The organism is Stenotrophomonas testudinis, from assembly GCF_024499815.1.
GTDB lineage: Bacteria > Pseudomonadota > Gammaproteobacteria > Xanthomonadales > Xanthomonadaceae > Stenotrophomonas.
The window spans coordinates 13,625-31,642 of sequence record NZ_JAMOKY010000023.1; the positions used below are offsets into that span (position 1 = coordinate 13,625).

Sequence of the window (18,018 nt, forward strand, 5' to 3'; positions counted from 1 at the left end):
CCAACGGTCGGTACCCACCGGAATGCGGCGCCTGGCATGGCCCGGCGCTACCGTTTTACGGGCGCAGTTCGACGCCGATGGCTTCGGCGGCATCACGCGCGATGGCGCGCGCTTCGTCGATGGTTCCGGCGCGCGCCAGGGTCACGCCCACGCGGCGGTGGCCATGCACGCTCGGCTTGCCGAACAGGCGCACGGCGGTGTCCGGCACCTGCAGTGCGGCGGCCACGTTGTTGAAGTACGGCACGCCTTCGCCATGCGCCAGCAGCGCGCACGAGGCCGACGGACCGCTCTGGCGGATCACCGGAATCGGCAGGCCCAGGATCGCGCGCGCGTGCAGGGCGAATTCGCTCAGCTCCTGCGAGACCAGGGTCACCAGGCCGGTGTCGTGCGGGCGGGGCGAGACTTCGCTGAACCACACCTCGTCACCCTTCACGAACAGCTCGACGCCAAACAGGCCCCAGCCACCGAGGTCATCGGTGATCGCGCGCGAGATCTCTTCGGCACGCGCCAGCGCGGCGCTGGACATCGGCTGCGGCTGCCAGCTTTCGCGGTAATCACCGTCCTTCTGCAGGTGGCCGATCGGCGCGCAGAACGAGGTGCCGCCGGCATGGCGCACGGTCAGCAGGGTGATCTCGTAATCGAAATCGATGAAGCCTTCGACGATGCAGCGGCCGGCACCGGCACGGCCGCCGGTCTGCGCGTAGTCCCACGCCGGGGCGATATCCGCTTCGCTGCGCAGGGTGCTCTGGCCTTTGCCCGAGGACGACATCACCGGCTTGACCACGCACGGCAGGCCGATGGCGGCCACGGCGGCGCGGTACTCGGCTTCGGTATCGACGAAGCGGTACGGCGAGGTCGGCAGGCCCAGGGTCTCGGCGGCCAGGCGGCGGATACCTTCGCGATCCATGGTCAGGCGTGCGGCGCGTGCGGTCGGGATCACCCGCAGGCCCTGCTCCTGTTCCAGCTGGACCAAGGTCTCGGTGTGGATGGCCTCGATTTCGGGCACCACCAGGTGCGGCTGCTCCTGCGCGATCAGCGCGCGCAGCGCCATCGCATCGAGCATGTCGATCACGTGCGAGCGGTGCGCGACCTGCATCGCCGGGGCATCGGCATAACGGTCGGCGGCAATCACCTCCACGCCCAGGCGCTGCAGTTCGATGGCCACTTCCTTGCCAAGTTCGCCCGAGCCCAGCAGCAATACGCGGGTGGCGGAGGGGGACAACGGGGTTCCAAGCTTGGCCATGGCGGGGGTCCGGCAGCGATGTGAAGGCGGGTGGGCATTCTAGCCGGTCTGCCCCCGGCCAGCCGACGAACGGCACTTGCGGACTGATATCAATTTGATATCTTTTTACCGAATCCTCAAGGACGTACTGCCATGAAAGAGAAGTCGCTCTCCTCCCTCAACGGCCTGGGCATGCTGGCGGGCGCCCTGCTGGTCGCACTGGCTGGCGGCGGGCTGTTCGTGCTCGGCGTCGCGGCCAAGGCGACTGCCGGCTCGCCCAACCTGCTGATGCTGTTCGGCGGGATCGTGATCGCGGCGCTGGCCATCTTCGCGCTGGCCGGCCTGTACACCGTGCAGCCCAACCAGGCGGCGGTGCTGAGCCTGTTCGGCAAGTACGTGGGCACCGTCAAGGACAACGGCCTGCGCTGGAACAACCCCTTCTACAGCAAGCGCCGGGTCAGCCAGCGCGTGCGCAACTTCGAAAGCGGCAAGCTGAAGGTCAACGAGCTGGACGGCAGCCCGATCGAGATCGCCGCGGTGATCGTCTGGCAGGTGATCGATGCCTCCGAGGCGGTCTACAACGTGGACGATTACGAGAGCTTCGTGCACATCCAGTCCGAATCCGCCCTGCGCGCGATGGCCACCAGCTACCCGTACGACCAGCATGAAGAGGGCCAGCTGGCCCTGCGCAGCCACGCCAGCGAGATTTCCCAGCACCTGAAGAACGAGCTGGCCGAGCGCCTGGCCGACGCCGGCGTGCAGGTGATCGACGCGCGCATCAGCCACCTCGCCTACGCCGCCGAGATCGCCCAGGCGATGCTGCAGCGCCAGCAGGCCAACGCGGTGATCGCCGCGCGTACCCGCATCGTCGCCGGTGCGGTGGGAATGGTTGAAATGGCCTTGGCCGAACTGCAGAAGAACGGCGTGGTGCAGCTGGATGAAGAGCGCAAGGCGCACATGGTCAGCAACCTGCTGACCGTGCTGTGCTCGGACCGCGGCACCCAGCCGATCGTCAACGCTGGTTCGCTGTACTGAACCCTCGCAACGGGGCGCCCCCACCGCCCCGCCAGGAGCTTGCATGAGTGAGAAGAAAGCCTACCCGCTGCGTATCAACGCCGATGTCCTGGCCGCCGCGCAGCGCTGGGCTGACGACGAGTTGCGCAGCCTCAACGCGCAGATCGAATACGTGCTGCGCGACGCCCTGCGCAAGGCAGGACGGCTGCCGAAACCCAAGCCATCGTCGGAGGACAAGGAATGAGCAAGCGTTGGAGCTACCTGACCGTTGAAGTCAAAACGTCGCTGATGGGCCTGCAGAAGCCGGAGGACATCCAGGCCGAACTGAGCCGCCAGGGACAGCTCGGCTGGGAACTGGTCAACATCATCATCCCGGCGCCGATGCGCCCGGCCATGCTGGTCTTCAAGAAGGAGCAGTAACCATGCGCCTGCGCCCCTCCCTGTTTGCCGTCGCACTGGCCGCCTTCAGCGGCGGTGCCCTCGCCGCCGAGCCGCAGCAGGTGGCCTCGCAGCTGCTGGACCATCTGCAGGCCGGGCGCATGGCCGAGGCCGAAGCAATGTTCACCCCGCAGATGGCCCGCGCCGTACCGGCCGACAAGCTGCAGGGGCTGTGGCACTCGCTGGGTGAGCTGAAGCAGCGCGGCGCCGCCCACAGCAGCGAGCAACAGGGCGTGCACGTGGTGGAGGTGCCGCTGCAGTTCGCCAGCGGTGCGGTGGTCGCGCAGGTGGCGGTGGACGCGCAGGACAAGGTCGCCGGCCTGATGCTGCGCCCTGCCCCCGCAGCCAAGGCAGCGCCGCCGCCGGCCGACGCGAACTACAGCGAGGCCGATTTCAGCGTGCCGCAGGCGCGCGGCGCATTGCCGGCCACGCTGGCCCTGCCGAAGGGCAAGGGGCCATTCCCGGCGGTGCTGCTGGTGCATGGCTCGGGCCCGCAGGACCGTGACGAAACGATCGGCGCCAGCCGCCCGTTCCTCGACATCGCCCGCGGCCTGGCCGCGCAGGGCATCGCGGTGCTGCGCTACGACAAGCGCACCCTCGCCCGCCCGCAGGATTTCCAGGGCGGCAGCTTCACCGTCGATGACGAAACCACCGATGACGCGGTGGCCGCACTGACCGCGCTCGCCGCCGATCCGCGCATCGATGGCCGCCGCGTGTTCGTGCTCGGCCACAGCCAGGGCGGCATGCTGGCCCCGCGTATCGCCAGCCGCTGGCGGCAGGCGCGCGGCGCGATCCTGTGGGCGGCACCGGCACGCACCCTGCTGGAACTGCTGCCCGAGCAGAACCGCTACCTGCTCAGCCTGGACGGTGACATCAGCGCGCCGGAACAGGCCTTTCTGGACAAGCTGGACGCCCAGATCGCCGCCGCCCGTGGCAGCGCGCCGGTCGCCGCCAGCGAACTGCCGCTGGGCGTGCCGCAGACGTTCTGGAAGAGCATCGAAGCCGTCAACGCACGGGCCGATGCCAAGGCACTGCGCACGCCGCTGCTGATGCTGCACGGTGGCCGCGATTTCCAGGTACCCGATGCCGATTGGCAGCTGTGGAAGCAGGCACTGCAGGGCCGCAAGGATGTGCAGTGGCAGGCCTACCCGGCCCTCAACCATATCGGCGTGGCCGGCAGCGGTCCGAGCTCGCTGAAGGAGTACGCCCAGCCCGGGCACGTTGACCCGGCGCTGATCGCCGATGTCGCGCACTGGGTGGAGGCACAGCGATGAGCGGCAGCGATCCGCGCACGTTCGACGTTGCAGAGAGTTCGCCGCTGCGCGTGCTGTGGGTCCTCGGTCCGCTGCTGGTGGTCTTTGCCCTCTGCGTCTGGGCCGAGTTGAAGGACGCACCCGCCGATGCGCCGTGGATGGAGATCACCCTGTCGCCGCCGTTCTTCCGGATGTGGGGCAGCGCGGCCTGGAGCCTGGCGACGCTGGTGCTGATCGGTGCGGGCCTGGGCGTCGCGTTCTTCCGCCGCCGGGTCAGCCTGGCGGGCGATGTGCTGGACGTGCGCTCGACCCTGTACCGTCGCCGCACGCCGGTGGCACATATGCAGCTGGACCAGGCCGAGGTGGTCGACCTTGGCCGCGACCGCCGCTATGGCCTGCACATGAAGACCAACGGCTACTCGATGCCGGGCTTCTACTCGGGGCACTTCCGGCTGCAGGGCGGCAGCAAGGGCTTTGCTCTGGTCACTGATCGCCAGCAGACCCTGGTCATTCCCGTGCGCGGCGGCAGCACCCTGCTGCTCAGCCTGGACCGGCCGCAGGCCCTGCTGGACGCGCTGCGCAAGGTGGCTGCCACCCCGCCACCGCAGTAAGCTGCGGGCATGCACCGTCATGCCCCCCTGCTGATCAACACCGAGGCCGTGGAACTGTGGCCGGCCAACCTGCTGCGTGCGCGCAGCAACCTCGATGCGCGCCTGCTTGCGCGTGCGCGCTGGGTGCTGCGGCGCAAGCGCGATGGCCGCTATCTGGCGGCGGTGCTGCCGCAGGGCGTGCATTCGCTGGTGCCGCACCTGCCGCGCGAACCCGGCGTGGAGGACGCGCTGGCGCTGCTGGACGGCGCTGCCGCAGCGCGCCCGTTTGCGGCGACCTTGGACGCACAGTGGCTGCCGCTGGCCGGCCTGCAGCAGCGCCTGCAGCAGCTGGGGCTGGATGCGCAGAAATACGCGCAGGACAGCGGTCTGGCGCTGGAGGCCGAACCCTGCGTGCTGCATTCTGCTGGCCGCGACCGCTTCGGCCGACCGCTGTGGCTGCGCCGTGGCGCCGTGCAGGGCTGGCGCCGCATGCGCCTGCATGCCGCGCGGGATGGGGTGGCCCTGGATGCGATCTCCGGCTTCCGCAGCCACGCTTACCAGCTGGGCATCTTCGAACGGAAACTCGCGCGCGGGCTGAGCGTGGCCGAAATCCTCAAGGTCAACGCGGCACCGGGGTTCAGTGAACACCACAGCGGCCATGCCCTGGACATCGGCACGCCGGGCGATGCCCCGGCCGAGGAAACCTTCGAAGCAACGGACGCGTTTGCCTGGCTGCAGGCGAATGCCGGCACGCATGGTTTCAGCCTGAGTTACCCCCGCGACAACCCGCACGGCATCGTCTACGAGCCGTGGCACTGGTGCTGGAAAGGCTCACTGTAGAGCCGAGCCCATGCTCGGCTCCGATCAAATGCAGCCGAGCGCAGGCTCGGCGCTACACGGATCACGCCGACCCACCCGGTAGCGCCGGGCCGTGCCCGGCGGCCGAAGTCGCAACGGCGTTTAGCGCCTCAGCGCGTTGATCGCCAGCAGCACCCACCCTGCCATCAGCGTGGTGCCGCCCACCGGCGCCAGCCGCGTCGGCCACTGCAACAGGGCCGCACCGGCGAGGCTGCCGGAGAACAGCAGCACGCCCAGCAGCAGCACATACAGGCCCAGGTGGGCGATCGCCCCCTGCTGGCGCGGGCCCAGCGCCAGCAGCACCGCGCCGTGGGCGAAGGCATACAGCGCGGCCATGTTCAGATGCTGCTGGGCCAGCGGATCGGCCACGCCGTGCGCCGCGTAGGCGGACAGGCCGATCGAGGCCGCGGCCAGCAGCGCGCCCAGGCAGGCCAGCAGGGAAGGCTTACGCGCGCGTCGTTCCGGATTGAACATGACTGCTCCTTGCGCAGCGCCCCTCGGGGCGCAGATCAAAAAAAACGCGCCGCAGGAAGCGGCGCGTTTTCGTATCCAACATTACATGGGTCAGCCGAGGCTTACTTGACGGCCCAGTAGATGTCGTAGGTACCTTCCGGGGTGAACGACTTTTCCAGACCGTCCTTCCAGGATTCGTACGGGCGATCGACCACTTCCGAACCGTTGGTCACAGCCCAGGCACGCAGGGCGTTGCGGGCGATGTCCAGGCCAGCCATGTGGCCGGTGTAGGCCGCATGGGCCGAACGATGCGGAGCAACGCGGACGTACTTCACCGGTGCGCCACCGTCGATCTTGACGCTGAGTTCTTCAGCGGCGGTGCCCTCGGTACCCTTCTTCTTCACCGGCTGGGCGATGTCGAAGGCGTACTTCTCAGCACCGAAATCGGTGGTGATGATGCGGAACGGGCCAGCGGCTTCGAGACCATTGGCCTCCATCACGCGCTTGATCCACTCCTGGTTGTCCTTGATGGACTTGGTGATGGTGGCCTCGCCGCGGTCGACGTTACCGGCGTTGACGACCAGCAGGTCTTCAGCCGGCACTTCCACGATCGCCAGATCGGTCAGCGGGGCTTCGGCGGTGCGGTAGTCGACGTTCGGCACGGTGGCCAGCATGTTCGCCATCCGCGACAGACCCATCTTGATGTCATCGCCGATCTGGCGGCTGACATACAGGCCTGCGTAGCGGCCGAACAGGTCGAAGCCGTACTTCACCGAGTAATCCTGGGTGATCTTGACGTTGCGGCCACCCTTGCCGGTCGGCTCCAGGGTGAAGGTGGTCACCTTGTCGTGGCCCTTGGTCGGGTCCTCGACGGCAATCACAACGCGCTTGTTCTCTTCCGACTCGGTGATCTTCCAGGAACCGTTGCCCAGGTCCTTGGAGGAGAAGTCGAGAGTGGCACCGACGCCGGAGGCCGGGCCGGACAGCTTCAGATCAACGGCGGGATCGCGCAGTACCAGCGGGTTCCAGTCCTTGAAGCGGCGCAGGCTGTTGACCGTGTCGTACACGATCGTCATCTTGCGGTTGGTCTCGATGCTTTCGGTGATGTGACGCTCGCCCGGCAGACAGACGCCAATAATGACGAACAGGCCAGCCACGATCCCCAAGGCGATCAGGAACTCGATAATACGGGTCATTCAGAGAGTCTCCGGGGCCGATCCCACGGCCGGGTTGATTGAAGCGAAGCGCCAATCCTAGCAGGCTTCGCAGGCATTGTTTATCGGATTGGCGCACCGGTTTCCGTGCCGGCTGCGGATTTGTATGGACAAAGATTTTGAAGAGTAACGCATCCGGGGCCCCCGCAAGTAGGGGGCACCCTGCTCCGGCGCCCCGGGCCTGGCCCAAATCGTTGTCGCAAAAGGACTTTTTCAGACCAGCTGAAGTTCGAACGCCTTCAGCACGGCGCGGGTGCGGTCGCGCACCCCCAGCTTGGACAGGATGTTGGACACGTGATTCTTGATGGTCCCTTCGGCGACCCCCAATGAATTGGCGATCTCCTTGTTGGAGAAACCGCTGGCCATCAGGCGCAGGATCTCGGTCTCGCGGTCGGTCAGCGGGTCCGGGCGGTCCAGGCTGACGAAGTCGTTGCGCATGTGCTCCAGGCCCGACAGCAGGCGCTGGGTCACCGCCGGCTGCACCAGCGAACCGCCGTCGGCGACGGTGCGGATGGCACCGACCAGCTGCGCCAGGGTGACGTCCTTGAGCAGGTAGCCCTTGGCACCGGCCTTCAGCCCGGCCAGCACCAGCTGGTCGTCGTCGAAGGTGGTCAGGATGATGGTCGGCGGCAGCTGTTCCTGGCGCGACAGCACCTGCAGCGCCTCCAGGCCCGACATCACCGGCATGCGCATGTCCATCAGGACCACGTCCGGACGCACCTGCGGCACCAGTTCGACGGCCTGGCGGCCATCGGCGGCCTCGGCCACCACTTCGATACCGTCGTCGAGCGCCAGCAGGGAGCGGATTCCCTGCCGCACCAGGGTTTGGTCATCGACCAGGCAGACGCGAATCATCAACGCACTCCTTCAGGAACCTCGGTGAGGGCCGCCAGTACCGTTGCCGGAACCGTGGCCCGCAGGCGGAAGCCTTCGCCGGGGTGGGTATCCACCTGCAGCTGGCCGCCACATTGTTGCAGGCGTTCGCGCATCCCGCGCAAGCCATTGCCCGCATTGACCATCTGTGCGCCGACGCCGTCGTCGCGGGCGTCCACCACCACCAGGCCAGGCACCTCACGGTACACCCGGATCCACAGGTGGCGCGCCTGGGCGTGGCGCACCGCGTTGGTGATGATCTCCTGGGTGCAGCGCAGCAGCACGTGGGCGCGCTGCGGGTCTTCCACGTTCAGCGGCTCCTCCACGTCCAGCACGATGTCCAGCGAGGGCACGTTCTCGGTAAGCGGGCGCAGCGCGGCAGCCAGGTCGATGGCGCCGGTCTCGCGCAGCTGGCTGACCACCTCGCGCACGTTGCCCAGCAGCAGCTTGGCCAGGGTATGCGAGCGCTTGACGTGCTCCAGCGCCTGGCCCTCGGCCAGGTGCCCGGCCACTTCCAGGTTCAGGGTCAGCGCGGTCAGCTGGTGGCCCAGCACATCGTGCAGCTCGCGCGAGATGCGGGTGCGCTCGTTGACCCGGGCGCTTTCGGCCAGCAGGGCGCGGGTCGCGCGCAGCTCGGCGTTCAGGCGGCGCTGCTCGTCGCGGGCCTCGGTCTGCTGTCGCGCGACCAGGCTGGTCACGAAGATGAACATGGAGAAGCCGCCATACAGCAGCGACTGCATCACCGCCTCGAACAGCGGGAAGCGCAGCAGCATGTAATAGACCGGCGCCACGGCCAGCTGGCTGACCAGCAGCCACAGCACGCCCAGCCGCACCGACAGCATCCACGGGATGACCCCGGCGGCGACCATCATCAGGATGCTGCCCAGGCCCGAGCCGCTGAGGAAGCTGACCCCCAGCGCGGACACGGTGAGCAGCAGCAGCAGGCCACGGTCCAGCCAGGTGGTGTGGCTGTCGCTGCGCAGCGAGCGGGTCAGCCGGAAGTAGGCCGCGCCAAAGGACAGGTACGCCAGGAACAGCAGCACGGCCCAGCCGCCCATGTCGGCACGGGCATGCAGGTTCTCGAACTGCGAATAGGCCAGGGGCAGGCCGACCATGACCCAGGTAAACAGGCCGGCCAGTCGCAGGACACGGGTATGGCTGAGGACTCCCAACATGCCAGCACTCTACGGTTGAAGCCTGCCTGCTGCACTCTGGCGGAAGTCATGCATGCCCTTCCCCCTGTTCATGCCGCAGCCCGCCCCGGGCATGCAATAATCGTGCGCAGGGTCCGTTGATGGACCAACCGCGTTACCCCACGGAGTCACAATGTCGATTGTCATCCGCGACGTGCGCGAGCACGAGCTCGATTCCGTCCTGGCGTTGAACAACAATGCTGGCCTGGCCATCCTTCCGCTGGATGCCGCACGCCTGCACCTGTTCTACGAAACCGCTGAATATTTCCGCGTCGCCGAGCGCGACGGCAACCTGGCCGGCTTCCTGATCGGCTTCGGCAGCGACAGCCAGCACGACAGCAGCAACTTCGCCTGGTTCAAGCAGCAGCTGGCCACGCCCTTCTTCTATATCGACCGCATCGTGGTCGCCAGCCGCCGTCGCGGTGGGGGCGTCGGCCGTGCGTTCTATGCCGATGCGCAGAGCTTTGCCGAGCTGCGCTACCCGCAGATGACCTGCGAGGTGTTCCTGGACCACGGCGCCGACGCCGCCCTGCTCTTCCACGGCAGCTTCGGCTTCCGCGAGCTGGGCCAGAACACCATGCCGCACGTCGACGTGCGCGCCAGCATGCTGGCCAAGGAACTGTGCAGCTACCCGTGGGTCCACGAGACCTACGGCGGCAAGCTGCCGGATGTGGCATGGGCGCGTGACCGGCAGCTGCCGGTGCAGGCACAGCGGCCGACGGGGACCTGAGCGTGGCGGTGAATTTCGATTACGAACAGGCCGGTGAACTGAAGATCGGCCAGGTGGGCATCGCCAACCTGCGCATCCGTACCCTTGATGTCGAACGCCTCGTGCAGGAAATGCAGGAGCGCGTGAACCGTGCGCCGAAGCTGTTCGGCCGCGCGGCGGTCATCCTCGATTTCGGCGGCCTGAGCCAGGTGCCCGACGCGGCCACCGCGCAGGCGCTGGTGGATGGCCTGCGCAGCGCCGGCGTGCTGCCGGTGGCGCTGGCCTATGGCACCACGGCGGTCGACCTGCTCTCGCAGCAGTTGGGCCTGCCGCTGCTGGCCAAGTTCCGTGCGCAGTACGAGCGTGCCGAGGCCGAACCGGCCCCGCCGCCGCCCGCGCCCGCACCGGAACCGCGTCGTGCCGCCAAGGCCGAACCGGCCCCGGCCCCCGTCGCACCGGTGGGCAACGCCGCCGATGCGGCCGCACCGCAGCCGGGCCGCATGCAGCTGGGCAACGTGCGCTCGGGCCAGCAGCTGTACGCGGAAAACTGCGACCTGACCGTGATGGCCACCGTCGGCGCAGGCGCCGAGGTCATCGCCGACGGCAGCATTCATATCTACGGGACCCTGCGCGGCCGCGCGCTGGCAGGGGCCCAGGGCAACACCGCGGCACGTATTTTCTGCCGTGATTTCCATGCGGAACTGGTCGCCATTGCAGGCCACTACAAGGTACTGGACGATGTGCCGGACAACCTGCGCGGCAAGGCCGTGCAGGTGTGGCTGGAACAGGACCAGATCAAGATCGCTGCGCTGGACTGACGCAGCCCCAAAACAGAATCATCAGGAGAAGTCCTTTGGCTGAAATCATCGTAGTCACCTCCGGCAAGGGCGGCGTCGGCAAGACCACTTCCAGCGCGAGCCTGGCGTGCGGCCTCGCACGGCGCGGCAAGAAGGTGGCCGTGATCGACTTCGACGTCGGCCTGCGCAACCTCGACCTGATCATGGGTTGCGAGCGCCGCGTGGTGTACGACTTCGTCAACGTCGTGCACGGCGAAGCGACGCTCAAGCAGGCCCTCATCAAGGACAAGCGCTTCGACAACCTGTACGTGCTGGCTGCCTCGCAGACCCGCGACAAGGATGCGCTGACCCAGGAAGGCGTGGGCAAGGTCCTGAAGGACCTGGCCGCCGACGGCTTCGATTACATCATCTGCGACTCCCCGGCCGGCATCGAGAAGGGCGCCTTCCTGGCGATGTACTTCGCCGACCGCGCCGTGGTGGTGGTGAACCCGGAAGTGTCCTCGGTGCGCGATTCGGACCGCATCATCGGCCTGCTGGATTCGAAGACCCACAAGGCCGAATCGGGCCAGAACGTGCCGGCCTTCCTGCTGCTGACCCGCTACACCCCGGTGCGCGTGGAAAGCGGTGAGATGCTGAGCATCGCCGACGTCGAGGAAGTGCTGGGCCTGAAGGCGATCGGCGTGATCCCCGAATCGGGCGACGTGCTCAATGCCTCCAACAAGGGCGAGCCGGTCATCCTGGACGTGGAATCGGCCGCCGGCCAGGCCTACGACGATGCCGTTGCACGCATCCTCGGCGAAGAGCGCCCGATGCGCTTCACCAACGTCGAGAAGAAGGGCTTCTTCAGCAAGCTGTTCGGAGGGTAAGCATGGGCCTGTTCGATTTCCTCAAAGCGAAGAAGACCACCGCCGAAACCGCGAAGAACCGCCTGCAGATCATCATCGCGCAGGAACGCAGCAACCGCGGTGGCCCGGACTATCTGCCACTGCTGCAGCGCGAGCTGCTGGAAGTGATCAAGAAGTACGTCAACATCGACGTCGACGCGGTGAAGGTCGACCTGGTGAAGGATGGCCAGCACGATGTGCTGGACATCTCCGTGGCGCTGCCTGAAGGCCCGGAAAAACCCTGACCCCCTGCCCCGCCCGTGCCTGCATGGGCGGGGCCGCGTGACCCCGCATGACCGACACCGCACCCGAACCGAACGTCACTCGCGTCGGCGATATCGCCTTCGCCGATGCGCAGCGGCTGCTCGCCGCGCATGACCTGCGCCTGCACCACGTGGCGGCCGGTGCGCCGATTCCTGGCAGCTACTGGGGCGAACCCGAGGCCGGCATCATCGCCAGCGACGTCTACGTGCGCGACGATACGCCGGTGCATTCGATGCTGCATGAAGCCTGCCACCTGATCGTGCTGCCGCCGGAGCGGCGCGCGCAGGTGCATACCGACGCCACCGACTCGGTGCCCGAGGAAGATGCCACCTGCTACCTGCAGATCGTGCTGGCCGGGCAGCTGCCCGGCGTGGGCAGCGAGCAGCTGATGGCAGACATGGATGCGTGGGGGTATACGTATCGGCTGGGGTCGACCAAGGCTTGGTTCGAACAGGACGCGGAAGATGCGCGGGCGTGGTTGCTCGAACGCGGGTTGCCAGTGGCGTAAAGCATCCACGCATGGCGTGGCTCTACAGGATCAGCCCTGCCCCGCCAGCGCGCGCAGGGTGATGCCGACGATGTACGCCAGGTACGTGCCGGTGGCATAGCCCATCGTGCCCAGCAGCACGCCCACCGGCGCCAATGCCGGATGGAAGGCCGCAGCCACCACCGGCGCCGAGGCCGGGCCACCGATGTTCGACTGCGAACCGATGGCGAAATAGAAGAACGGCACCTTCAGCAGCTTGCCCAGGCACCACAGCAGGGCGATGTGCACGGCGATCCAGATGATGCCGAGCAGGAACAGCCACGGGCGGTCCAGCAGCGCCAGAAGGTCCATCTGCATGCCGATGCAGGCGATCAGGAAGTACAGCAGCAGCGAGCCCAGGCGCGAGGCGCCCGCGCCTTCCAGAGTGCGCGCGCGGGTGAAGCTCAGGCTCAGGCCCAGCGTGGTCGACAGCACCACCACCCACACGAACGGCGCATCCAGGCTGAACTGCGAGGCCCAGCTGACATTGCCCTTGAACCAGGCGGCCAGCGGCGCGCCGATGGCGTGCGACAGGCCGACGCCGCCGAAGGCAACCGCCACGATCAGCATCAGGTCGGTCAGGCTGGGAATGCGCTCGTGCTCGGCCTGGAAGCGCGCGATGCGCTCCTTCAGTTCATCGATCGCCGAGGTATTGGCGCCACTGCGCGCATCGATCTTCGCCGCACGCCCGGCCAGGAAGATCAGCGCGGCCATCCACACGTAACCCACGCCGACATCGACCACGGCGAACTGGCCGAAGGTGGTCGCGTTGACGTCGAAGACTTCGCGCATCGCCAGCATGTTCGCGCCGCCACCGATCCAGCTGCCGGCCAGTGCGGCCATGCCGGCCCAGGTGTCGCCGGCCACGGTATCGGGATGGATCGCGCGCATCACCAGGAAGGCCACCACCGCGCCGAGCATGATGCTGGCCGAAGCGCCCAGGTACATCAGCACCAGCTTCGGGCCCAACCGCAGGATGCCCTTGATGTCCACCGCCAGGGTCAGCAGGATCAGCGCCGCCGGCAGCAGGATGTCGCGTGCGATGGGGTTGTAGAGCTTGGTGTTCTGGCCGTCGATCAGGCCGATGGTGTTGTAGATGCCGGGAATGAGGTAGCACAGCAGCAGGGCCGGCACGAAGGTGTAGAAGCGTTTCCACAGCCCCTGTTCGCGCGAGGCGGTCCAGAACACGGCGCCGAGGGTGGCGGCGATCAAACCGAAGACGACGATGTCGTTCTGGATCAGGGCGGTCGAAGGCATGCAGGCGCTCGTGTAGAGCCGAGCCATGCTCGGCTGCTGTTGGCGGGAAAGGAGGCACAGAGCAGCCGAGCATGGCTCGGCTCTACAAAAAGCCGGGCGCCGCCACGAGGGCGGCGCCGGTAACGCTTATTCGCCGATGTGCTGCTTCAGCCAGGCGTTGACGGTGTCATGCCACAGGATGCTGTTGTTCGGCTTCAGCACCCAGTGGTTCTCGTCCGGGAAGTACAGGAACTTCGATTCGATGCCCTGGCGCTGGGCGGCGGTGAACGCGGCCAGGCCCTGCTCGACCGGAATGCGGAAGTCCTGCTGCCCGTGGATGACCAGGATCGGCTTCTTCCAGTCGGCCACGTGGTTGACCGGATTGAACTTCTCGAAGTTGGCGGCCTTCTCGTACGGCGTGCCGCCCTGCTCCCACTCGGTGAACCACAGTTCTTCGGTGGCGTAACCCATCATGCGCTGGTCGAACACGCCGTCATGGTTGACCAGGCACTTGAACGGGCTGTTCCAGTTGCCGGCGATCCAGTTGACCATGAAGCCGCCGTAGCTGGCGCCCAGCGCGCAGGCCTTGTCGCCGTTGAGGAAGGAATACTTCTTCAGCGCCGCGCTCCAGCCCTTCTGCAGGTCTTCCAGCGGGCGGTCGCCCCAGTGCTGGCTGATCGCATCGGTGAAGGCCTGGCCGTAGCCGGTGGAACCGTGGAAGTCGATCATGACCACGGCATAGCCCTGGCCGGTGTAGGTCTGCGGGTTCCAGCGGTAGCTCCAGCCGTTGCCGAAGCTGCCCTGCGGGCCGCCGTGGATCAGGAACGCGACCGGATAGGACTTGCCTTCCTGGTAGTTGTGCGGCTTGACCACGTAGCCGTGCACGGTGTCGTTGTTCCAGCCCCTGAACTCGAACTGTTCGAAGTCGCCGAAGTTGACGTCCTTCAGCACCTCGCCGGCGGCCGGGGTCAGCGCGCGCAGCTCGCCGATCGGCTGGCCGGCGGCCGGCAGCATGCCGACCAGCACCTGGTCGTTGCTCTTCAGGCTGTTGCGGGTGATGGCCACGCTGTTGCCGGCCACGCTGACCGAGGACACGGTGCCATCGCCGATGACCTTGGTGGCCTTGCCGCTGGCCACGTCGATCTGGAACAGCGGGTGCTCGCCGAGATCGTCGGTGGTGGTGTAGATGCTGGCGCCATCGGCGGACAGGGTGATCTCACCGGCCGAACGATCCCACTGCGGGGCGATCTCGCGGGCCTTGCCGCTGGCCAGGTCCATCGCCATCAGGCCGAAGCGGTCGGCTTCGAAGCCGGGGCGCTTCATGGCGCGGTAGAACAGGGTCTTGCCGTCGGCGCTGAACACCGGGCCGGCATCCCAGGCCGGGTTGGCGGCGGTCAGGTTGACCGGCGCCTGCTTGCCGGCGGCATCAAAGCGGTACAGGTCGAAGTTGGTCGACCACGGTTCCTGCTTGCCGGCCACGCGGATGCTGGCGACCACGCTGGCGCCGTCCGGCGACCAGGTGAAATCGTCGTTGCCGCCGAACGGCTTGGACGGTGCGTCGCCATCGATGGTCGCGCTCAGCGCCGAGGCGCCCTTCACCGGGCCGGCCTTGGCCGCCGGCAGCGGGGCCACGAACAGGGTGTTGCGTCGGCCGTCGTTCCAGGTGTCCCAATGGCGCACGAACAGCGAATCGAAGACCTTGCCGCTGGCCTTGGCGTCAGCCACGTCCTTGAGCTTCTTCTCGGTGCAGGCCAGGTCCGAGGCACAGGCCTGGAACACGCCGGCGCTGAACAGCACGCGGTCGTCCTGCGGCGAGACGTGGTAGCTGTCCACGTCCACCGGGAAATCGGTCAGCTGGCGCGGGGTGCCGCCACTGATGCCCTGCGCGTACAGCTGCTGGCTGCCGTTCTTGGCACTGAGGAAGTACACGGTCTGGCCGTCGGCCGACAGCGAGGCCGAATTGACGTTCCAGCCGGCCGGGGTGATCTGCTTCGGCGGTGCCGCATCGCGGGTGCGCAGGTTGCGCGCGAACAGCGCGGTGCTGGACTTGAGGTTGGCGTCGGTAGTGCGCTTGGCGAACACCACGGTGCCGCCGTCAGCGGTCAGGACCGGGGCGGAGACGCGATCCATGGCGACCATGTCGCGGACTTCCAGGCCACGGGCAGCGGCGACGCTGGGCAGGGCGGCCAGCAGGCTCAGTGGCAGCAGGGCATGACGCAGTTTCATCGGGATCTCCGCAGGACGGCAAAAAACCGATGGTAGGCCCGTGCGGGCGGGGCTGCCAAGGCCATCGGTCATGACCGCCCGCGGGGGGCGTTCCACCGCCAGAAAAAGCAAACCGCGCCGTAGCGCGGTTTGCCAGGGCAGCCGAGCACAGGCTCGGCTCTACATGGGCCCAGCCATCACGCCATGGCGCGCTTGCCGGTGCGGTAGATCAGCCAGCCCACCAGGAACAGCACGGCCAGACCGAACCACTGCGCGGCCGGCAGGTGGAACGGCAGGGCCAACACGTCGGCGCGGCTGCTGACCACGATCGGCACGGCGATGGCGATACCCATCAGCGCCTCGCCGGTGATCAGGCCGGCGGCGAACAGCACGCCCGGCTTGTGCACGCGGTCGCGGCCTTCTTCGTCATCGCCACGCACCTTGTGGAAGCGCTCGACCAGGTAGGCGATCAGGCCGCCCAGGAAGATCGGCACCATCAGTTCCAGCGGCAGGTAGATGCCGATGGCGGCAGCCAGCACCGGCACGCGGAAGCGCGAGTTGCGCGACTTCAGCCAGCTGTCGAAGGCGATGATGACCGCACCGACCACGGCACCGATGCCGATGAAGGTCCACGGCAGCTCGCCACCGAACAGGCCCTTGGCCACCGAGGCCATCAGGTTCGCCTGCGGGGCGGCCAGCGCGTTCGGGTGGAGCTCGGACTTCACGCCGATGCCGTAGGCGGTGGCCAGCAGGTTCAGCACCGGGGCCATGATCAGCGCGCACGAGAACGCGCCGATGCCCAGCATCAGCTGCTGCTTCCACGGGGTGGCACCGACGATGTAGCCGGCCTTGAGGTCCTGCAGGTTGTCACCGCCCACCGCGGCGGCGCAGCAGACCACCGCGCCGATCATGATGGCGGCCACCGCGCCCAGCGGCGCCCCGCCGGCACCGACCGGCTTCAGGCCATCGGCGCCCAGCAGCACGACCAGCACGGCCGAGGCGAACAGGATGGTGGAGATGGTGATGCCCGAGACCGGGTTGTTGGACGAACCGATCAGGCCGGCCAGGTAGGCCGAGACCGACACGAACAGGAAGCCGGCGACGATCATGATGATGGTCATCGGGATCGACACATGCCACTGGCCGACGATGGCCTGGTACAGGGCCAGCAGCGGCAGCACGAAGACCACCAGGGCGACCAGCATCCACTTCATCGGCAGGTCGCGTTCGGTATGCGCCAGCACCGGGCCGCCGCTCTTGCGCGCGGCGGCGAAGCCGCTCTTGACGCCGTTCAGCAGCGACTTGCGCAGCGAGATCAGGGTCCAGATGCCGCCGATCAGCATCGCGCCGACGCCCAGGTAGCGCATCTTCGCGCCCCAGATGGCGAACGCGGCCTCCGTGGACGAAGCAGCGGCAACCGACGCGGCCAGGGCCGGATCGGTGTTCATGAAGAACGCCTGGTAGATCGGAATGGCGATGTGCCAGGTCAGGATCGAGCCGGACACGACCACGATGCCGACATTCAGGCCGACGATGTAGCCCACGCCCAGCAGGGCCGGCGACAGGTTGGTGCCGATGAAAGCGGTGATCTTGGAGCTGCCGACGTAGGCCGAGGTCGACCAGGCATCGGGGATCAGGCGCAGGCCGCTTTCGGCGGCCAGCTTGACGAAGGCACCGATCACGGCAGACAGGCCGAGGATCTTCAGGCCCGGGCCGGGGTTTTCACCGGCCTTGAGCACTTCGGCCGCGGCCTTGCCTTCCGGGAAGGGCAGCGGGTCTTCGACGATCATCGAACGGCGCAGCGGCACCGAGAACAGCACGCCCAGCAGGCCGCCGAGACCGGCGATGCCCAGCACCCACCAGTACTTGAAGTCCGGCCAGTAGCCCATGATGACCAGCGCCGGGATGGTGAAGATGACACCGGCGGCGATGGACGAACCGGCCGAAGCGCCGGTCTGGACGATGTTGTTTTCGAGGATGGAACCACCGCCCAGCAGGCGCAGCACGCCCATGGAAATAACCGCCGCGGGAATGGCGGTGGCGATGGTCAGGCCTGCGAACAGACCGAGATAGGCGTTGGCCGCCGACAGCACCACCGCCAGCACGATGGCCAGGGCCACTGCGCGGAAGGTGAGCTGCTTGGGCGCAGCGTCATGGTTCATGGAAGCCCCTGCTGGCAAAAAATCCCTGCCACGCTAGCGTTCAGGGCAGAGCAAGTCCAGCGTGCCAAAGGATGGGGCCGGCTGCTGCAGTGCAACGGCCGCGGACGTGCACAGGCAACCGGCCGAT

The 18,018-nt window shown here is 67.4% G+C and carries 19 protein-coding genes; 11 read left to right on the forward strand and 8 right to left on the reverse strand.

Annotated features, from left to right (window positions below; all coding sequences use genetic code 11):
• Positions 1 to 55: 55 nt before the first annotated feature.
• Positions 56 to 1,243 (reverse strand): formate-dependent phosphoribosylglycinamide formyltransferase, encoded by a 1,188-nt coding sequence (gene purT, locus NQ204_RS13070; protein WP_116864755.1) that lies wholly within the window; start codon positions 1,241 to 1,243, stop codon positions 56 to 58.
• A 132-nt stretch (positions 1,244 to 1,375) separates the two neighbouring features.
• Here purT and NQ204_RS13075 point away from each other — a divergent pair, with 132 nt between their 5' ends.
• Genes NQ204_RS13075 through NQ204_RS13100 form a run of 6 tightly spaced genes read left to right on the forward strand, consistent with a single transcriptional unit; the run spans position 1,376 to position 5,357 of the window.
• A complete protein-coding gene (locus NQ204_RS13075) occupies positions 1,376 to 2,257 on the forward strand; it encodes an SPFH domain-containing protein (RefSeq protein ID WP_164074738.1) in 882 nt (293 codons plus the stop codon).
• Between the two features lie 43 nt (positions 2,258 to 2,300).
• Positions 2,301 to 2,480 carry a type II toxin-antitoxin system antitoxin gene (locus tag NQ204_RS13080; RefSeq protein WP_079221055.1) on the forward strand — a complete coding sequence of 60 codons (180 nt, stop codon included), beginning with the start codon at positions 2,301 to 2,303 and terminating at the stop codon, positions 2,478 to 2,480.
• Positions 2,477 to 2,656: a DUF4177 domain-containing protein gene (locus NQ204_RS13085; RefSeq protein WP_108768165.1), complete on the forward strand. Its 180-nt coding sequence runs from the start codon at positions 2,477 to 2,479 to the stop codon at positions 2,654 to 2,656. The genes NQ204_RS13080 and NQ204_RS13085 overlap by 4 nt, the downstream gene beginning before the upstream one ends.
• Positions 2,657 to 2,658: 2 nt before the next feature.
• Complete coding sequence (locus NQ204_RS13090) at positions 2,659 to 3,948, forward strand: alpha/beta hydrolase (protein WP_116864753.1); 1,290 nt, start codon at positions 2,659 to 2,661, stop codon at positions 3,946 to 3,948.
• A complete protein-coding gene (locus NQ204_RS13095) occupies positions 3,945 to 4,538 on the forward strand; it encodes a PH domain-containing protein (RefSeq protein WP_116864752.1) in 594 nt (197 codons plus the stop codon). Before NQ204_RS13090 ends, NQ204_RS13095 begins: the two co-directional genes overlap by 4 nt.
• A gap of 9 nt (positions 4,539 to 4,547) precedes the next feature.
• On the forward strand, positions 4,548 to 5,357 hold the full coding sequence (locus tag NQ204_RS13100) for a M15 family metallopeptidase (RefSeq protein WP_256644088.1): 810 nt from the start codon (positions 4,548 to 4,550) through the stop codon (positions 5,355 to 5,357).
• Between the two features lie 120 nt (positions 5,358 to 5,477).
• On the opposite strand, the gene NQ204_RS13105 is transcribed toward NQ204_RS13100, so the two are convergent.
• The 4 genes from NQ204_RS13105 to NQ204_RS13120 form a co-directional block, all read right to left on the reverse strand.
• Complete coding sequence (locus NQ204_RS13105) at positions 5,478 to 5,849, reverse strand: DUF423 domain-containing protein (protein ID WP_116864750.1); 372 nt, start codon at positions 5,847 to 5,849, stop codon at positions 5,478 to 5,480.
• Between the two features lie 101 nt (positions 5,850 to 5,950).
• Entirely contained in the window at positions 5,951 to 7,024 is a 1,074-nt protein-coding gene (locus tag NQ204_RS13110; RefSeq protein ID WP_116864749.1) for a polyketide cyclase, read from the reverse strand.
• A gap of 231 nt (positions 7,025 to 7,255) precedes the next feature.
• Positions 7,256 to 7,897 (reverse strand): response regulator, encoded by a 642-nt coding sequence (locus NQ204_RS13115; protein WP_108746175.1) that lies wholly within the window; start codon positions 7,895 to 7,897, stop codon positions 7,256 to 7,258.
• A complete protein-coding gene (locus NQ204_RS13120; RefSeq protein WP_108768159.1) occupies positions 7,897 to 9,090 on the reverse strand; it encodes a sensor histidine kinase in 1,194 nt (397 codons plus the stop codon). The genes NQ204_RS13115 and NQ204_RS13120 overlap by 1 nt, the downstream gene beginning before the upstream one ends.
• Before the next feature lie 151 nt (positions 9,091 to 9,241).
• Between NQ204_RS13120 and NQ204_RS13125 the strand changes: the two genes are divergently transcribed.
• From NQ204_RS13125 to NQ204_RS13145, 5 genes are read left to right on the forward strand one after another with little or no spacing between them, the layout of a single operon-like run.
• On the forward strand, positions 9,242 to 9,838 hold the full coding sequence (locus NQ204_RS13125) for a GNAT family N-acetyltransferase (protein ID WP_108764416.1): 597 nt from the start codon (positions 9,242 to 9,244) through the stop codon (positions 9,836 to 9,838).
• 8 nt (positions 9,839 to 9,846) lie between these two features.
• Positions 9,847 to 10,635, forward strand: coding sequence for a septum site-determining protein MinC (gene minC, locus NQ204_RS13130; RefSeq protein ID WP_165835737.1), 789 nt, complete (start codon positions 9,847 to 9,849; stop codon positions 10,633 to 10,635).
• Between the two features lie 35 nt (positions 10,636 to 10,670).
• Entirely contained in the window at positions 10,671 to 11,480 is an 810-nt protein-coding gene (minD, locus tag NQ204_RS13135) for a septum site-determining protein MinD (RefSeq protein WP_108755675.1), read from the forward strand.
• A 2-nt stretch (positions 11,481 to 11,482) separates the two neighbouring features.
• Positions 11,483 to 11,743, forward strand: a complete 261-nt coding sequence (gene minE / locus NQ204_RS13140; protein ID WP_079221044.1) for a cell division topological specificity factor MinE — start codon at positions 11,483 to 11,485, stop codon at positions 11,741 to 11,743.
• A 47-nt stretch (positions 11,744 to 11,790) separates the two neighbouring features.
• Complete coding sequence (locus tag NQ204_RS13145; protein WP_116864747.1) at positions 11,791 to 12,270, forward strand: hypothetical protein; 480 nt, start codon at positions 11,791 to 11,793, stop codon at positions 12,268 to 12,270.
• A 30-nt stretch (positions 12,271 to 12,300) separates the two neighbouring features.
• Here the strand turns inward: NQ204_RS13145 and NQ204_RS13150 are convergent, their stop codons facing one another.
• The 3 genes from NQ204_RS13150 to NQ204_RS13160 all read right to left on the reverse strand — a co-directional run bounded on the left by NQ204_RS13150 (position 12,301) and on the right by NQ204_RS13160 (position 17,891).
• Positions 12,301 to 13,545 (reverse strand): DUF819 family protein, encoded by a 1,245-nt coding sequence (locus NQ204_RS13150; RefSeq protein ID WP_256644089.1) that lies wholly within the window; start codon positions 13,543 to 13,545, stop codon positions 12,301 to 12,303.
• Positions 13,546 to 13,671: 126 nt separating this feature from the next.
• Positions 13,672 to 15,750, reverse strand: coding sequence for an alpha/beta hydrolase family protein (locus tag NQ204_RS13155; RefSeq protein ID WP_256644090.1), 2,079 nt, complete (start codon positions 15,748 to 15,750; stop codon positions 13,672 to 13,674).
• 176 nt (positions 15,751 to 15,926) lie between these two features.
• On the reverse strand, positions 15,927 to 17,891 hold the full coding sequence (locus NQ204_RS13160; protein WP_108760163.1) for an OPT family oligopeptide transporter: 1,965 nt from the start codon (positions 17,889 to 17,891) through the stop codon (positions 15,927 to 15,929).
• Positions 17,892 to 18,018 lie beyond the last annotated feature (127 nt).

What these genes read in the sequence shown, in the direction of transcription:
- NQ204_RS13080 (WP_079221055.1), top strand. Translation starts at nt 2,301, where the DNA reads ATGAGTGAGAAGAAAGCCTACCCGCTGCGTATCAACGCCGATGTCCTG.
- NQ204_RS13085 (WP_108768165.1), top strand. Translation starts at nt 2,477, where the DNA reads ATGAGCAAGCGTTGGAGCTACCTGACCGTTGAAGTCAAAACGTCGCTG.
- NQ204_RS13120 (WP_108768159.1), bottom strand. Translation starts at nt 9,090, where the DNA reads ATGTTGGGAGTCCTCAGCCATACCCGTGTCCTGCGACTGGCCGGCCTG.
- NQ204_RS13100 (WP_256644088.1), top strand. Translation starts at nt 4,548, where the DNA reads ATGCACCGTCATGCCCCCCTGCTGATCAACACCGAGGCCGTGGAACTG.
- NQ204_RS13110 (WP_116864749.1), bottom strand. Translation starts at nt 7,024, where the DNA reads ATGACCCGTATTATCGAGTTCCTGATCGCCTTGGGGATCGTGGCTGGC.
- NQ204_RS13125 (WP_108764416.1), top strand. Translation starts at nt 9,242, where the DNA reads ATGTCGATTGTCATCCGCGACGTGCGCGAGCACGAGCTCGATTCCGTC.
- NQ204_RS13095 (WP_116864752.1), top strand. Translation starts at nt 3,945, where the DNA reads ATGAGCGGCAGCGATCCGCGCACGTTCGACGTTGCAGAGAGTTCGCCG.
- NQ204_RS13150 (WP_256644089.1), bottom strand. Translation starts at nt 13,545, where the DNA reads ATGCCTTCGACCGCCCTGATCCAGAACGACATCGTCGTCTTCGGTTTG.
- purT (WP_116864755.1), bottom strand. Translation starts at nt 1,243, where the DNA reads ATGGCCAAGCTTGGAACCCCGTTGTCCCCCTCCGCCACCCGCGTATTG.
- NQ204_RS13090 (WP_116864753.1), top strand. Translation starts at nt 2,659, where the DNA reads ATGCGCCTGCGCCCCTCCCTGTTTGCCGTCGCACTGGCCGCCTTCAGC.
- minE (WP_079221044.1), top strand. Translation starts at nt 11,483, where the DNA reads ATGGGCCTGTTCGATTTCCTCAAAGCGAAGAAGACCACCGCCGAAACC.
- NQ204_RS13145 (WP_116864747.1), top strand. Translation starts at nt 11,791, where the DNA reads ATGACCGACACCGCACCCGAACCGAACGTCACTCGCGTCGGCGATATC.
- NQ204_RS13155 (WP_256644090.1), bottom strand. Translation starts at nt 15,750, where the DNA reads ATGAAACTGCGTCATGCCCTGCTGCCACTGAGCCTGCTGGCCGCCCTG.
- NQ204_RS13075 (WP_164074738.1), top strand. Translation starts at nt 1,376, where the DNA reads ATGAAAGAGAAGTCGCTCTCCTCCCTCAACGGCCTGGGCATGCTGGCG.
- NQ204_RS13115 (WP_108746175.1), bottom strand. Translation starts at nt 7,897, where the DNA reads ATGATTCGCGTCTGCCTGGTCGATGACCAAACCCTGGTGCGGCAGGGA.
- NQ204_RS13160 (WP_108760163.1), bottom strand. Translation starts at nt 17,891, where the DNA reads ATGAACCATGACGCTGCGCCCAAGCAGCTCACCTTCCGCGCAGTGGCC.
- NQ204_RS13105 (WP_116864750.1), bottom strand. Translation starts at nt 5,849, where the DNA reads ATGTTCAATCCGGAACGACGCGCGCGTAAGCCTTCCCTGCTGGCCTGC.